Origin of the sequence: Pararhizobium mangrovi (assembly GCF_006516965.1) — a bacterium.
Classification (GTDB): Bacteria; Pseudomonadota; Alphaproteobacteria; order Rhizobiales; family Rhizobiaceae; genus Pararhizobium_B; species Pararhizobium_B mangrovi.
In genome coordinates, this window is record NZ_VHLH01000030.1 from 47,152 (window position 1) to 61,907 (window position 14,756).

The following is a 14,756-nucleotide window of genomic DNA, read 5'->3' on the forward strand; positions in this document are numbered from 1 at the left end:
TCCTTCCCCGCATTCGTCGTTCGAGCGGTTATAGCGGATGAGGCCGGCAGCGACACCCCGTCGATGATGCTATATGCGGCGCATCGGGATCGACCATGCCAGCGCGGAGGCGCCGGCGGCAATCGCCGAGATCGTCAGGAAGCACACGTTGAAAGCGAAACGGATGTCGCCCTGGACCATCGCGATGGCGTCTTTCGAAACGCCGGTGAGCGGGTCGCCCGTCGGCTCGAACAGCTTGGCGAAGATCGCCGTCGCCTGCGGATCGAGGATGGTGAGCACGGCGAAGAGGATGGCGCCGATCGTGGCCGCGCCGAAGGCGGCGCCGAGCGAGCGCGAGAACTGGACCGAGGCCGCCGCCGTGCCGAGCATCGCGGGGCCGGCCGCCGTCTGTACGGTGACCTGCACGACGCCCATGACCGTGCCGATGAATAGCGACGTTACCGCGAGCGCCAGCGAAAGCTGAAGGTTCGTCATGTGGTCGGCGGCGAAGCCGAGGACCGCCATGCCGAAGGCCACCACCATGAGACCGACCGACGGCATGATGGCGGCGCGACCGGTGCGGCTGACGATCTGGCCCGTCGTCATCGAGCCGATGCCGACACAAGCCATCATCGGCAGCAGGAAGACGCCGATCTCGCCCGCGCTCGCGTCGCGGGTCACGCGCAGGTAGATCGGCAGATAGGTGATGAGCGAGACGAGCACCGCGCCGTGGCAGGAGGCCAGCAGATCGCAGCGCCAGATCGAAGGGTTGCGGAAGACGTGGACCGGAAAGAGCGGGTCCGGCGCTCGAAGCTCGCGCCAGACGAGAACGATGGCGGCGAGCACCGTGACGGCGATCAGAGTCAGGATCGAAGGCAGCAGGGCCGCGTCCAGCTTCTGCGCCTGCTCGAGCATGATCAGGAAGGAGGCGACGAAAGCTGCGAAGAGGCCGAGGCCGCCGGCATCGAACCGTCCCGCCCGCGCACCCGTCGGGCGGCTCTTCACCCGCGTCACCAGCGCGATCGCCGCGAAGCCGACCGGGATATTGACGAGGAAGATCGACGGCCAGCCGAAATACTGCGTCAGGAAACCGCCGGCGACGGGACCGAACATCGACGAGGTGACGGCGACGGAGGCGAGATAACCCTGAAAGCGGGCGCGCGCACGCGGCGGTACCGCCTCGCCGACGAGCGCCTGGGAAAGCGTCATCAGCCCGCCGCCGCCGAAGCCCTGCAGCACGCGCCCGGCGACGAGCATCATCAGATTGACCGAGGCGGCGCAGACGAGCGAGGCGACCATGAAGATCGCGATTGCGATGAACATCAGCCGCCGTCGCCCGAGCGCGTCGCCGAGCCGGCCATAGACGGGGGCGGCGATCGTCGCTGCGACGAGATAGGAGATCACGACCCACGAAATGCGTTCGACGTCACCAAAGGATTCGGCGATCGCCGGCAACGCGGTGGCGACGATGGTCTGGTCGACCACGGCCAGGAACATCGGCAGCATGATCGACGGGAACAGCGTGAAGAATTCACGCCGTGCGCCGGAGTGGGCGTCCTCGGTTACTGTGGACTGGGAAGCCATGGCCTTCGGATCGAAGCGCAAAAAGCGGGCGGGTGTGTTTACAAGCCTCGTTCATCGGCCCAAATTCAGTGGACGTCAACCAGCCAGCGACCTCGCCGATGAAGACACTGCTCGTTCCTGTCGAAAACCACGACCGCATCCGGTCCATCCTCGACAGCGCCCTTCTCTTCGCCCGACGTTTCGAAAGCCGGCTCACCGGTTTCGCACTCGCGCCGGCGACGACGCCCTTCCTTGCGGCCGACGTCATCGGCGCCTCGGTCGTCTACGAACCGCTCGCCGAGTACGAGGAGCATTCCGACGCGCAGGCGCGGGAGACCTTCGAGGCGTTCATGCGCGAAAACGCGGTGGAACGGACAGGCGGCGACCCCAAGGGACTCGGTTGGGGCTGGAAGAAGGACGTACCGCCGGGCGACCACATGGCCGGCATCCTGGCGCGCACCTTCGACCTGACGGTCGTCGGCCGATCCGAACCACGGGTCGCCGGCCCGCGCTCGACGACGCTCGACGCCGCCCTCTTCGACAGCGGCCGGCCGATCCTGATCGCACCCCCCGAAGCCCCCTCCTCCATCGCGACGCGCATCGTCATCGCCTGGAACCAGAGCACCGAGACGGCGCGCACCGTCGCCTTCGCCATGCCGGTGCTGAAGGCGGCCGAGGAGGTCGTGGTGCTGACCGTGGAGGGATCGCACGTGCCGGGACCGAGCGGCGAAGACCTCGTCGCCTATCTGCGGGCGCACGGGATCGTGGCGCGCAAGGTCGCGGCCACACCCGGCAAACGCGGCCCGGGCGAGACGATCCTTGCCGAGGCCGAAGCGCTCGGTGCCGACCTCGTCGTCAAGGGCGCCTTCACGCAGAGCCGGCTGCGCCAGATCATCTTCGGCGGCGCGACGCAGCACATCCTGACCGAGACGAAGCTGCCGATCTTCATGGCCCACTGAAGGCTTTCGCCTCGCCGCCCAACATTTTCGGAGGCGGCGGGGTGCGCTCAGTAGTCCTTTTCGTAGAACAGGCCGAGGGTCGATTCGTTGGTCCCGGCCGAGCCCTTGGCCTTCAGGTTCTTGGTAATGTCGACGTTGAGGTCGACGGCGTTCTGGCCGTCGGCGCCCGCTTCCACGCCGAGATAGACGTTGTCGCGAATATAGCTGCCGGCGCGCACCTGCGCGTTGCCTTCCGCATCCGTCGTCACGTCCAGTTCGTCGAGGCCCGTCGCCTCGCGCAGGCGACCGATGACGTCGAGGGTCTGGTTGCCGGAAAGCTCGGCGACCGCGGAGGCGAGCTGCGCGATCTGGAAGGCGGACAGATCGGAAATGCTGCGCCCGAAGATGAGCTGAGCGATGATCTCGTCCTGCGGCAGCGAGGGCTGCGATGAGAAGTCGACATGCGGATCCGACGCGCGGCCCGAAACGGTGATCGTGACGCTCGTATCGTCGCCGGCATCCGTGCTCGCCGTCAAGTTGATGATCGGATCGAGCGCGCCCGTCAGCGTGATCGTGCCGGAATCGAACTCGATCCGCTTGGTCAGAATCACGAGGTGACCGCGAATGAGGTCGAAGCTGCCGACGGCCTCGACGCCGGTGACCGGGCCGGTGACGCGCAGGCTGCCGCCGAGTTCGGCATCGAGCCCCCGGCCGCGCACGAAGATGCGGCGCGGCGCGTTCACGGTGACGTCGAGGCGCACGATGCTAGGCCGTGCGGTCGGAACCGGCTTGCCGCCGGCCTTGATGCGGGCGCGGTTCAGCGTTTCCTGGACGTTGACCGGTGTATGGATATGGGTGACGTCGATCATCTTGGCGCCGCCGCCGAGATTGCTCGGAATGCCGATATCCGCCCGGGCGATGTCGACGCGTCCGCTGATCAGCGGGTCGCTCAGAAGCTGGCCCGTCACGGCGAGGTTGCCCGAGGCCGTGACGGTGATGAAGTCGCCGTCGGTGTAGCGGGCCTGGTTCAGGTTGATCGTGATGTTGGCCGGCAGCTTGGTCGTCGGATCGATCGAGAAGGAACCGCCGGCGGTGATCGTGCCGCCGGAGGCGAGCGGCGCGACGAAACGGTTGATCGTCACCCGGTTGTTCGCGATCCCGGCCATCAGCTGGATGTTGTCGAAGCGCACGTTCGTGTCCGGATCGACGACGTCGACATTGCTTGCCGAAACCATGCCGCCGATGACCGGACGCTGGATCGAACCGGTGACGTTGACGCCGAACTGGACCGTACCCTCGACGCGCGTACCGCGATCGGCGAGCGCGCGGTTGGCGAGCGCCAGCGGCGCGCGGCCTTCGGCCCGGACGTCGAGCCCGCCGCCCGAAAGCGGCGCACGGCCGCTTGCCGATATCGAAACCCCTTGCGAATTGGAAACGTCGAGGCGTTCGATCGACACCGCCTTGTCGGCGTAGCGGCCATTCGCCGTAACGGACAGCGGTGCCACGCCGAAATTCTTCAGCGGCGTCGCGGAGACATTGTTTCCCCGTGCCTGGAAGGACACCGCCGGATCGGCGAGCGAGCCGGACACCTTGGCGCTGCCGGTGACGACGCCGCTCGGGCTTTGGCCCTTGGCGAAGCCGTCCAGCGTTTCGAGCGGGAAACGGGCGATGTCGACGGAAAGGTCGATCGAGCCCTTCCCGCCGGCCGGGACGGTGCCCTTGGCCGAAACGTCGAGACCGCCCGCACCCGTGACGCGCGCATCGATGTCGACCGCCTTGTCCGCGTAGCGGCCGTTCGCCGTCAGGTCGAGCGGCGAGACGCCGGCATTTTGAAGGGGAGCGGCGGAAAGGTCGTCGCCGCGTACGCGAAAGGCGACCGTCGGATCGGCGAACGAACCGGAGATCTGGGCGTTGCCCGTCACCGTTCCGCGCGGCTTCTGGCCCTTGGCGAGACCGTCGAGCGTTTCGAGCGGGAAGCGGGCCACATCGACCGAGAGGTCGACCGGTCCCTTGCCGGTCGGCACGTAGCCGTTCGCCTTGACGGCAATGCCGTTGTCGGCGGAAAGGCTCGCGTCGAGCTTGACGCGCTTGCCTTCGGTACGTCCGGTCGCGTTCACGTCGAAGGGGGGAAGGCCGGCTTCGGCGGCGGGCCGCGCGGTCAGCCCGCTGCCGTTCACCTTGAAGTCGACGACCGGCTCGGCGCGCGTGCCGGTGATGTCGGCATTGCCCGAAAGCGTGCCGGCGGCAGCGAGATCCGGCTTGACGGTGTTGGCGATCGAAAGCGGCAGGGCGTCGATCGAAAGATGCAGATCCAGCTTGTCGCCGGCCTCGCCGCTGGCGCGCACATGGCCGCCGGCGATGGCAAGGTCGAGCGGCTCGACGATGCGCACGTCCTGTCCGGCGACGGTGACGACCGCGCGCTTTTGAAGGCTCGCCGTCGTGCCGCGCTGCGCGAGGTCGAGCTTGTCGAGGCCGATGCGGAACCCGCCGTCGATCTGTGCGAGGCTTCCAGCCGTGTCGATGTCGGTGCCGTTTTGAAGCGACGCCTTCGCGGTGAAGTCCGTCTGGTCGCCATGCCTGGAAGCATTGGCCGAAAGGCTGTCGACATCGATGCCGCCGGCGCTGATCCCTGAACCGGTAAGCGATCCGTCGACCTTCGGCACGCCGAAGAGATCGGCGACGGTGGCGTTCAGTTTCGCGCTGCCGACGCGGATCTGCTTGACCGAGATGTTCGAAAGGCTGGCGTCGATCCTGGCCGACTGCCTTCCGTCTGCGTGCGACATGGCGATGTCGGCCGTCGCCGAGCCCGAAGCGTCGAGGGTCGCGAGCGCGGCGACGGTCGAGATGTTCTGGCCGTCGAGCTTCAGTTCGCCGTCGATGAGGCCCTTCGCATCGCGCTCGATCGTCCCCGTCAGCGTGGTGCCGCCCGCCCGGAAGGAAAGGCCGCGCAGCCGTTGGCCGTCGGGCGTCGCGCGAATGTCGCTGTCGAGCACCACGCGTTCGCCGGAAAGGAAACCGCTTGCCGAAAGGGTGCCGGCGACGCCGTTGCCGTAGGCGCGGCCCTTGGTCGGGTCGATGTTGAGAAGCTGCCCCTTGAAGGCGATCGAAGCCTGACGCAGCGTGCGTTCGGCAAGCGTGCCGTCGGGGACCTGCGCGTCGAAAGCCAGCGCCATGTTCTGCTGGTTGCCCTTGACGCTCGCGTCGACGGTGACCTTTCCGGTCGCGCGATCGGTGACGAGGCCGAGATCGGCCAGCATCACGTCGAGATCGAAATCGGCGTTGTCCGGCGCGTAGCTGCCGTTCGCCTTGATGGAGACCTGCTGGTTGGCGATGGTGAAGTCGTCGGCCTTGAACCCGTCCGCCGTGCGTGCGAGCCCGCCGGAAATGGACACCTTGCTCTTGAGGAGATTGTCGAGGGCCGCCGTACCGGTCTGCAGGCCGCTGCCGGCGCCGTCGAAGGTCAGGTCGAACGCGCCGCCGACCGGCTTGACCGTGCCCTTGGCATGAAGGTTCAGGGAGCCGGCGAGCGGTCGGTTCGCAAGGGCCGCGAAGGGCGCGATGCTCGCCGCCTCGATGCCGATCGTGCCGTCATAGACGAGATCCTTGATCGAGCCGGCAAGCGTCAGGGCGAGCTCGTTGGCCTTGAGCGCGGCGTTGGCGATCCGGGCCGGCTGGCCGCTCGACCATTTGCCTCCGACATCGAGCGTGATGCGGTTGCCGAGCGCCGTCTTGACGTTGGGGTCCTTGGTGGAGATCCCGCTCATCGCGCCGTCGACGTTGAAGCTCAGGAAGCGGTCGTCGGGCGTGTTGATGCCGGTGACGCGGCCGCCGAAATCGAGATTGACCGAATCGGCGCCGAATGTCGGCGTGCCGAGCCGGCTGACGGCGAGCTTGCCCTTCCAGCGGTCGGATCCGGTATTGCCGTAGTCGACGGAAAGGTCGACGGACTTCACCTGCGTCTTCTGGCCCGCGACGGGAAGGAGGACGCCGGAGCCGTCGGCATTGGCGATCTTGCCGTCGACGTTCAGCCGCGAGAGGAAATTGTCCTTCGTCGTCTCGGCCTGGACGGAAAGGGTCAGCGGCCCGCTGTCGAGATCGAGGTCGTCGACGCGCACGCCGCCGCCGTCCTTGACGAGCGCCTTGGCGGTGAGCGCCGTCGAGGACCCGAAGAAGTCGCGGAAGGCCGGTGCGACGAGGTTCGCGATCGGCCCGCGGACGTCGGCGTTCACCATCAGACCGGCATCCTGGCGATCGAGCGTCAGCTTGCCGGTCAGTGCGCGTTCGCCCTTCGCGTCGAGCGTCATGTCGAGCGCGAGATTGCCGATCGGGCCGTCGCCTGCGAGCTTGAAGGTCAGAGGCGGCTTGCCGTCGATGTTCAGGAGATTGGCGAGGATGCCGTTCTGCGGTTCGTCGAGGGTGAGGTCGAGGTCGAGCTTCTCCGTCTTGTTGGCGTAGCTTGCGGCAAGGTCGAGCGTGCCGCCGGGCCCGTCTAGGCGCTTCACGTGCAGCTCGGTGTCGAGGCTGCCGTCGGCAAGCGTCAGCTTGCCGTTCAGCGATATGCGCGACTGCAGGCCGAAGACGGACTTGTCGAAGACCGCTTCCTTGACGTTGAGCTGGTCGAGCACGACCGAAACGGGCAGTTCCGGCACGGAAAATCCCGAGGAGGACGGCGCCGGTGCACCTTCGGCCGGCAGCGGCTTGCGCCGGAGCTCGATGCGGTCGGCGCTGAGTTCGTCGATCTTCAACCGACCGACGAGAAGGGCCGAACGGGTCCACACCAGATGGGCGTTCTGGATGCTGAGCCAGACGCCCTGCCTGTCGGCGATGGTGATCTCGCCGATCGTCACGTCGGAAGATAGCGCACCCTGGATGTCGTTGAGCCGGATCTGCCGGTTTTCCGAGGAGAGCTTGTTCTCGACGAAGCGCGTGAAGGCGGACTTTTCGGAATTGGCGCCGCTGTCCTGTGCGTGCCCCGACACCGGCGCGAGGACGACCGTGAACAGGAAGGCGAGAATGGCGAGCGCGATACGCATCAGAATGCCTCCCCTATGCCCACATAAAGGCCGAAATCGGGATCGTCCGGGCCGGGATTGAGCGGCACCGCAACGTCCAGGCGAATGGGTCCGAGGCCCGTGAAGTAGCGAAGCCCGACGCCCGCGCCGACGCGCAGCGGCTGCGAGAAGTCCAGATAGGGATCCGGCCCGACCGTGCCGGCATCGGCGAAGCCGACGATGCCGATCGAGTTGGTGATCTTGGTGCGCACCTCGAGCGAACCCTCGAACAGCGAACGCCCGCCGATCTCGTCGTCGCCACGGCGCACGCCGATGCCCTGGTAGTCGTAGCCGCGCACGGAATTGCCGCCACCGGCGAAGAAGAGCATGTCCGGCGGCGTCTCGTCGAGCGGCGAGCCGACGAGCGAGCCAATCTTGGCGCGCCCGGCGAGTACCACCCGGTCATTCTTGCCGAAGCCGTAATAGGTGCGCCCCTCGGCCGTCAGGCGCGTGCCGACATTGCCGTACTCGATCTCGTAGAACGGCTCCGCCGTGCCGTCGATATAAAAGCCCTGGGTCGGCTCGAGCTCGTTGTCGCGCGAATCGTAGGTGAGTTCGCCCGGAAGGCCGATGGTCAGGAAGTCGCGCGTGCCGAAATAGTCGTCCTTGAAGCGCGCGCGCTTGACGGAACCGGCGATCTGGCCGGTGAGCTCCGGCGTGAAGGTGTGCGTGAAGCCGAGGCGGGCCTCGACGGAGGTCTCGGTATAGGGATCGAGCACCTGCCGCTGACCGAGCAGCGAGGCGTTCAGGTCGGTGTCGGGATCGAAGATGCCGGGACGCGTGAAGGTGACGCCCAGCGAATAGTCGAAATCCTTCGGGTTCGACGTCTCGCCGATGCCGCCGACCGCACCATCGACGCGCAGCCGTTCGGCGTGGCCGAAGAGGTCCCGGTGCAGCCAGAAGGCGTTCAGTCCGAGACCGTCGAGCGTGGAATAGGTCCCGCCGACGCCGAAGCGATGCAGCTTGCGCTCCTGCACCTTGACGGTGATCGGCATGATGCCGTTCGGGCCGACGTCGCCTTCCTGGATGTTCAGCGACTTGAAGACGTCGAGCTTGGTCAGCCGGTCGTTGGCCTGCTTGATGTCGTCGGGATCGTACTCCTCGCCGGGCTTCAGATCGGTCTGCTTGGCGACGAAGCCCGGCTTCATGCGGCCGGTACCCTCGACCGAGACAAGGCCGTAGCGCGCATGCGGACCCTGGTCGACGCGCATGTTCACGTTCAACCGATCCGTGCGATGATCGGCGACGGCCGTCTGTTCGGCGATCTTCGCCTTCGGGTATCCCTGCTGACGCCAGGCGTTGGTTGCGAGCTGGTTGGCCTTGAGCACGACGCCCGACCGGGCCGGCTCGCCGCGCGCGAAACCCGCGCTTTTCGGACTGTCCACCTTGTCGCGATAGGTGGTCGGCGGGGGGGCAGCATTGACGACGTTGGCATCGCCGAAAGTGAAGTCGGGGCCGGCGGTGACGACGACCTGCACCTGAGCCGGCGAGGCGAGCTCGGTGTCCGGCGGCAGGCCGGCCGCTTCCTTGCCGTCGATGTAGATATGGATGACCGGGCCGTAATCGGCACGCGCATAGAGGGCGGAAAGAATGCTCTTGTAGTCCGACCGCGCCTTGGCGATCAGGCCGGCGGCGCCCGAGGCGGGTTTCTTTCGGTCGTTATAGAGATCGGAGGCGCCCTGGACAGCGCTGCGCAGCCCCCGCTCGTCGGGGACCGTGCGGATATCGACCTTGTAGTCGATCGGCTCGCCGATGACGTCCTCGTTCGGGTTCTTCTTGCCGAAGAACGTCATGCCGAAGAGTTGGAAGGCCGATGCCGTGGTCGGCGCGGCGGCAATGCTCGCCGTTATGGCAAACGCAATGATGTACCTCAAGGAAGACCGACGACCCCCTCACCGAACGAAGACACGAGAACAGCACCGTTCCGCACGCCAACCTTAGGTCGTGGAAATGCACATACAAAGACAGCGCCATTGAGGCAGACGAGGGCTTGGCGAAGAACGTTCGCGAGCGTTGCCGAATCGCAACGCCGAACAAGCGGCGGCGCGTTCGGGAACCAGTGGCGCATCTGCGCATTCTAGCTGCTTCGGGCATTGGATCGCGATACGGGACCGACGTTCCAGAGGATGCCCCTCGTTTCCGGGACATAATTGAGCGTGCTCGAAAAGGATACCAACCGGCGTAGCCAGGCGAGATTGAGCGAGACCGAGCGCAAGAAGGTCGAGTCCGTCGCCCGCTTCCGGTCACCCGTCATCTACGAGGTCATTCGCCGTCAGGGGCGCGAGGAACTGCACCGCCCGAGCGTCAGCCTGTGGGTCGCGGGCGTCGCGGCCGGTGTCGTCATGGGCTTTTCGGTCGTGGCCGAATCGCTGCTCAAGTCGCACCTGCCCGACCAGTCCTGGGCGCCGCTCGTCGAGCATCTCGGCTACTCGCTGGGCTTCCTCATCGTCATCATGGCGCGGTTGCAGCTCTTCACCGAAAACACGATCACCGCCGTACTGCCGATCTGCGCCTATCCGACGATGCAGAATTTCCTCGCGGTCGCCAGGCTCTGGACCTACGTGCTGCTCGGCAATTTGATCGGCACGCTGATGCTTGCCGCCTTCATCCGGTATTCCGGCGCATTGACCCCGCAGGACTACACCGCCTTCGCCGAGGTCAGCCAAAAGGTGCTGGAATCGAGCTTCGGGCACGCCCTCGTCGGCGGCATGATCTCCGGCTTCCTCATCGCCTGCCTCGTCTGGTTGACGCCAACCGCACAGGCGGCCGAATTCTGGATGGTACTGGTCATCACCTACGTGATCGCGCTCGGCGGTTTCTCGCACGTCGTGGTCGGCAGCGCGGAGGCCTGGTTCGTCGTCATCAACGGGGATGCGGGGTTCGGCCATGTCTTCGGCGGCTACGTTCTCGCCGCCCTGATCGGCAACGTGCTCGGCGGCACCGGCCTGTTCACGTTGCTCGCCTATACCCAGGTCGTCGGCGAACTCGACGAGGAATCGAAGCAGCAAACGGACGAAGAAGACGACGAGGACGAGGTCGAACCGCAGGAAGACGCCGACGAGGAGTCCGATTCCGAATCGGACGATAATTCCGGGTCTTCAACGTCGAAGGATAAAGACCGGCGCCGTTCGCGGGAGCCGAGCGCGGCGTGACCGCCTGGAGCATTCGGTCTCGTTCGACCGGATCGTAGGGCGCTCGAGACGGTTCTAATCCGAACGCCGGATCGCGATGAGACCAGGGGATGCGAAGACGCACCTTGCTCGACGGCCAAGTTCGCGCCATGGTCGCGGCCCGTCAAACCGGTGGTCGCATGCGAGACGAAAACCAGAAGAAGAAATCGGGATGGCACGACCCGGAACGACGGACGCGCCGGCTCTCCGTCTTCCTCATCCTCGGGATCATCGTCGTCGGCGCCGGCATAGCCTGGGTCGCAAGTTCCTGGTACTCACGCACCTACGGCTCCGGAAAGATCGACGACATGCCGACACCTCCGCCGAGCGTCGGCGAAGGCAAGTCGTGAGCGCGACGGCCAGCCGGATATCCGAGAGCGCTTTGCGACCCGATTGAATCTGGCCCAGCACTCCATCCCTTCGTTTTCTGCATCGTTCACGACGTAGGACTGGATCAGTCCGGCTGGAAAATACCCTAGCCGGCTTTGCGAAGCACCGCCGGCGCGGCCTTGCGCACGGCGGGCCCGACATGCGCCTCGAACCGCGCGAAATTCTCCGCGAACATGGCGACGAGCTTGTGCGCCATCCGGTCGTAGGCAGCCGGGTCCGCCCATGTCGTGCGTGGATCGAGCAGGTCGGGTTCGACGCCGGAGACCGCGACCGGAACTTCGAAACCGAAATTCTCGTCGACCCGGAAATCCGCCTCGTCCAACTCCCCGTCGAGCGCGGCGGAAAGCATGCGCCGGGTCGCGGCGATCGGCATGCGCCGTCCCGTGCCGAAGGGCCCGCCGGTCCAGCCCGTGTTGACGAGCCAGCAGGAAACGCCGTGACGTTCGATGCGCTCGCCGAGCAATGCGCCGTAGACGGCCGGGTGACGCGGCAGGAACGGTGCGCCGAAGCAGGCCGAGAACGTCGCTTCCGGCTCGTCGACGCCGCGCTCGGTCCCGGCGACCTTGGCGGTGTAGCCGGACAGGAAGTGGAACATCGCCTGTTCCGGCGAAAGCCGCGCCAAGGGCGGCATGACGCCGAAGGCATCCGCCGTCAGCATGACGATCGCCCGTGGGTGACCGGCGCGTCCGCTTTCACCGGCATTGGCGATGAAATGCAGCGGATAGGCCGCGCGGGTGTTTTCCGTCAGCGTCGCGTCGTCGAAATCCGGCAACGCCGCGTCGTCGAGGACGACGTTTTCGAGGATCGTCCCCGGCTTTTCGGTGGCGGCGTAGATGTCGGGCTCGGCCTCGCGCGAAAGCTTGATGGTCTTGGCGTAGCAGCCGCCTTCGAAATTGAAGATGCCCTCCTCGCTCCAGCCGTGCTCGTCGTCGCCGACGAGGGTCCGGTCGGGATCGGCCGAAAGCGTGGTCTTGCCCGTGCCGGAAAGGCCGAAGAACAGGCTCGTATCGCCTTTCGCCCCGACGTTCGCCGAGCAGTGCATCGGCAGCACGTCCTTGGCCGGCAGGAGATAGTTCAGCATCGTGAACACAGCCTTCTTCATCTCGCCGGCATATTCGGTGCCGCCGATCAGCACGAGACCGCGCGTCAGGTCGAGCGCGATGACCGTTTCCGAACGGCAGCCGTGGCGGCGCGGATCCGCCTTGAAGCTCGGCAGGTCGATGATCGTCAGGCGCGGCATGAAGCGTTCAAGCTGCGCCTCTTCGGGCCGGATGAGAAGGTTGCGGATGAACAGCGAATGCCAGGCGTATTCGGTGACGACGCGTGTCGGCAGGGCATGCTCGGGATCGGCACCGGCCATCAGGTCCTGGACGTAGAGGTCGCAGCCTTCGGCATGGGAGAGGAAATCCGAGAGCAGCACCTGGAAGCGCGCCGGCTCCATTGCCCGGTTGGCGTCCCACCAGATTTCGTCCTCGATCCGCGGATGGCGCACGATGTGCTTGTCCGTCGGCGAACGGCCGGTGTGGCGGCCCGTGGTGGCGACAAGGGCACCATGCGCCGTGCGGCGAGCCTGCCCGCGCGAGACCGCCGCTTCGGCCAACACTTCCACATCGGCGTTGTAATGGACGTGCCCGAGCTTGCGAAAGCCGGCTTCGGCCAGACCGAATGAAGGGTTGCGCACACCCGATTCGCGGCGATTTTCCAACATGCCATCCTCCGTTCACGACAGCCCAAGACGATCGCGATCAAACAGATATGACAGCGAACTTCAAGGTAGCAAAATCGGAAAATTCAACGAAATCAGAATATTAATCGATTTAAGAAATTAATCGCTTCATTAAACCGTTTTAGGGTCGGACGCAGTTCGTCTCATTCATTCGACAGGATCGCCGTCCCCGACATCTCAAACGGCGCTTCATGGCGCTTGACCGTGTGGCTTTGCTTGGGCGCAATGCGTGCATGGCCAAATCATCCCGTTCCGATTCGCCCGTCGCCGGCGACAATCTCGTCGAATATTCCGTCAGCGAGATCTCCGGCTCGATCAAGCGCACCATGGAAAACGCGTTCGGACGCGTGCGCATCCGCGGCGAGATCTCCGGCTATCGCGGGCCGCATTCCTCCGGTCACGCCTATTTTTCGCTGAAGGACGAGCGCTCGCGCATCGAGGCCGTCGTCTGGCGCACGACCTTCGCGAAGCTGAAGATCAAGCCCGAGGAAGGCATGGAGATGATCGCCACCGGCCGGGTGACGACCTTCGCCGGCGCCTCGAAATACCAGATCGCGATCGAGCAACTGGAACCGGCCGGTGCCGGTGCGCTGATGGCGCTTTTGGAGGAACGCCGCCGCACGCTTGCCGCCGAAGGCCTTTTCGACGAAACGCGCAAGCGCGCCCTCCCCTTCATGCCGCGCGTCGTCGGCGTCGTCACCTCGCCGACGGGCGCGGTCATCCGCGATATCCTGCACCGCATAACCGACCGGTTTCCGCTGCACGTGGTCGTCTGGCCCGTACGCGTGCAGGGGGAAACCTGCGGACGGGAGGTGGCTGCAGCGATCGAGGGGTTCTCGACGATGGCGCCCGGCGGCCAGATACCACGGCCGGACCTCGTGATCGTGGCGCGCGGTGGCGGCAGCCTTGAGGATCTCTGGGGGTTCAACGACGAGATCGTGGTGCGCGCGGCGGCCGCCTCGACGATCCCGCTCGTCTCCGCCGTCGGCCACGAGACCGACTGGACGCTGATCGATTACGCCGCCGACCGGCGCGCACCGACCCCGACCGGGGCGGCGGAGATCGCGGTTCCGGTCCGCGCAGAACTGGAAGCCGAGCTGGCCGGGCTCGCCGCCCGGCTGAGGGGTGCGACGACGCGCCGGCTCGATCTTCGGCGGCAGGATCTGCGGGCGCTCGCACGCGCACTGCCTTCGCTGGATGGTGTGCTGGCCCTTCCCCGGCGACGCTTCGACGAGGCGGCAAGCCGCCTCGACCGGGCGCTCGACGCGGCCCAGCGCGACAAGCGGGCGGCATTCGAGCGCGCCGCGGCACGCCTGACGCCGACGAACCTGGCGGCGAGCCTTTCCCACCGGCGCCAATACGTGCGCGAACTCGCATTTCGCGGCGAACGTCATATCGAGCGGCGAAGCGAGCGGGCGAGAGCCCGGATCGAGCGCATTGGCGCGACCCTTTCCGGTGAGCCCGCACGCCTTTTTGCCCGGATCGAGCGCGGCGGCGAACGGCTCGCCTCTCAGCTCGCCCGTATGGACGCCGCGCAGAACCTCGCCGGTGAACGCCGTCGGCGGCGCATCGTGGCCGCCGAGCGCATGCTCGCATCGCTTTCCTACAGGAACGTGCTCGCGCGCGGTTTCGCGCTGGTGCGCGACGAAGCCGGCATTCCGGTCAAGACGGCTGCAAGCCTGGCACCGAATGCCGCCATCGCCATCGAGTTCTCCGACGGTGTGGTGGACGCCGTGACGCGCGACGAAGACAGGACGTCGGCAGGAGGGACGAGCAAGGCCCGGCCGCAACCGCGTCCACGCCGCCCGCAGAAGGAGACGGCAACGCCTGCCAAGCAGGGCTCGCTATTCTAGGTAGTGGACTCATAAGTTCGCATCCACAGTCTTGCCGATGCGAGAGCGACGGCGGCGAGAAAGTTCCTTGCCAGCTTGTCGTAGCG

At 66.2% G+C, this 14,756-nt stretch carries 8 protein-coding genes; 4 read left to right on the top strand and 4 right to left on the bottom strand.

Going from position 1 to position 14,756, the window contains the following annotated elements; genetic code table 11:
- Positions 1-69 precede the first annotated feature (69 nt).
- Positions 70-1,563, bottom strand: a complete 1,494-nt coding sequence (locus FJU11_RS14840; protein WP_141167857.1) for an MFS transporter — start codon at positions 1,561-1,563, stop codon at positions 70-72.
- 98 nt (positions 1,564-1,661) lie between these two features.
- On the opposite strand from FJU11_RS14840, the gene FJU11_RS14845 reads away from it, so the two are divergent.
- On the top strand, positions 1,662-2,501 hold the full coding sequence (locus FJU11_RS14845) for a universal stress protein (protein ID WP_141167858.1): 840 nt from the start codon (positions 1,662-1,664) through the stop codon (positions 2,499-2,501).
- 47 nt (positions 2,502-2,548) lie between these two features.
- Here the strand turns inward: FJU11_RS14845 and FJU11_RS14850 are convergent, their stop codons facing one another.
- Both FJU11_RS14850 and FJU11_RS14855 read right to left on the bottom strand, forming a co-directional pair.
- A complete protein-coding gene (locus FJU11_RS14850) occupies positions 2,549-7,513 on the bottom strand; it encodes a translocation/assembly module TamB domain-containing protein (RefSeq protein ID WP_141167859.1) in 4,965 nt (1,654 codons plus the stop codon).
- The gene (locus FJU11_RS14855) at positions 7,513-9,405 is read right to left on the bottom strand and encodes an autotransporter assembly complex protein TamA (protein ID WP_235891047.1); all 1,893 of its coding nucleotides are present in this window, start codon (positions 9,403-9,405) and stop codon (positions 7,513-7,515) included. The genes FJU11_RS14850 and FJU11_RS14855 overlap by 1 nt, the downstream gene beginning before the upstream one ends.
- A 282-nt stretch (positions 9,406-9,687) precedes the next feature.
- Here FJU11_RS14855 and FJU11_RS14860 point away from each other — a divergent pair, with 282 nt between their 5' ends.
- Together FJU11_RS14860 and FJU11_RS14865 are read left to right on the top strand one after the other, a co-directional pair.
- A complete protein-coding gene (locus FJU11_RS14860) occupies positions 9,688-10,683 on the top strand; it encodes a formate/nitrite transporter family protein (protein WP_181408202.1) in 996 nt (331 codons plus the stop codon).
- Positions 10,684-10,841: 158 nt separating this feature from the next.
- Positions 10,842-11,051: a hypothetical protein gene (locus FJU11_RS14865; protein WP_141167861.1), complete on the top strand. Its 210-nt coding sequence runs from the start codon at positions 10,842-10,844 to the stop codon at positions 11,049-11,051.
- Positions 11,052-11,176: 125 nt separating this feature from the next.
- Here FJU11_RS14865 and FJU11_RS14870 read toward each other — a convergent pair whose 3' ends face one another.
- Positions 11,177-12,799, bottom strand: coding sequence for a phosphoenolpyruvate carboxykinase (locus tag FJU11_RS14870; protein ID WP_141167862.1), 1,623 nt, complete (start codon positions 12,797-12,799; stop codon positions 11,177-11,179).
- 251 nt (positions 12,800-13,050) lie between these two features.
- Here FJU11_RS14870 and xseA point away from each other — a divergent pair, with 251 nt between their 5' ends.
- Positions 13,051-14,670 (top strand): exodeoxyribonuclease VII large subunit, encoded by a 1,620-nt coding sequence (gene xseA / locus FJU11_RS14875; RefSeq protein ID WP_141167863.1) that lies wholly within the window; start codon positions 13,051-13,053, stop codon positions 14,668-14,670.
- Positions 14,671-14,756: the final 86 nt, after the last annotated feature.

Bases quoted from the DNA above. Each gene is read 5' to 3' on its own strand.
- FJU11_RS14850 (WP_141167859.1), bottom strand. From the start codon at position 7,513: ATGCGTATCGCGCTCGCCATTCTCGCCTTCCTGTTCACGGTCGTCCTC.
- FJU11_RS14845 (WP_141167858.1), top strand. From the start codon at position 1,662: ATGAAGACACTGCTCGTTCCTGTCGAAAACCACGACCGCATCCGGTCC.
- FJU11_RS14840 (WP_141167857.1), bottom strand. From the start codon at position 1,563: ATGGCTTCCCAGTCCACAGTAACCGAGGACGCCCACTCCGGCGCACGG.
- FJU11_RS14865 (WP_141167861.1), top strand. From the start codon at position 10,842: ATGCGAGACGAAAACCAGAAGAAGAAATCGGGATGGCACGACCCGGAA.
- xseA (WP_141167863.1), top strand. From the start codon at position 13,051: ATGGCCAAATCATCCCGTTCCGATTCGCCCGTCGCCGGCGACAATCTC.
- FJU11_RS14870 (WP_141167862.1), bottom strand. From the start codon at position 12,799: ATGTTGGAAAATCGCCGCGAATCGGGTGTGCGCAACCCTTCATTCGGT.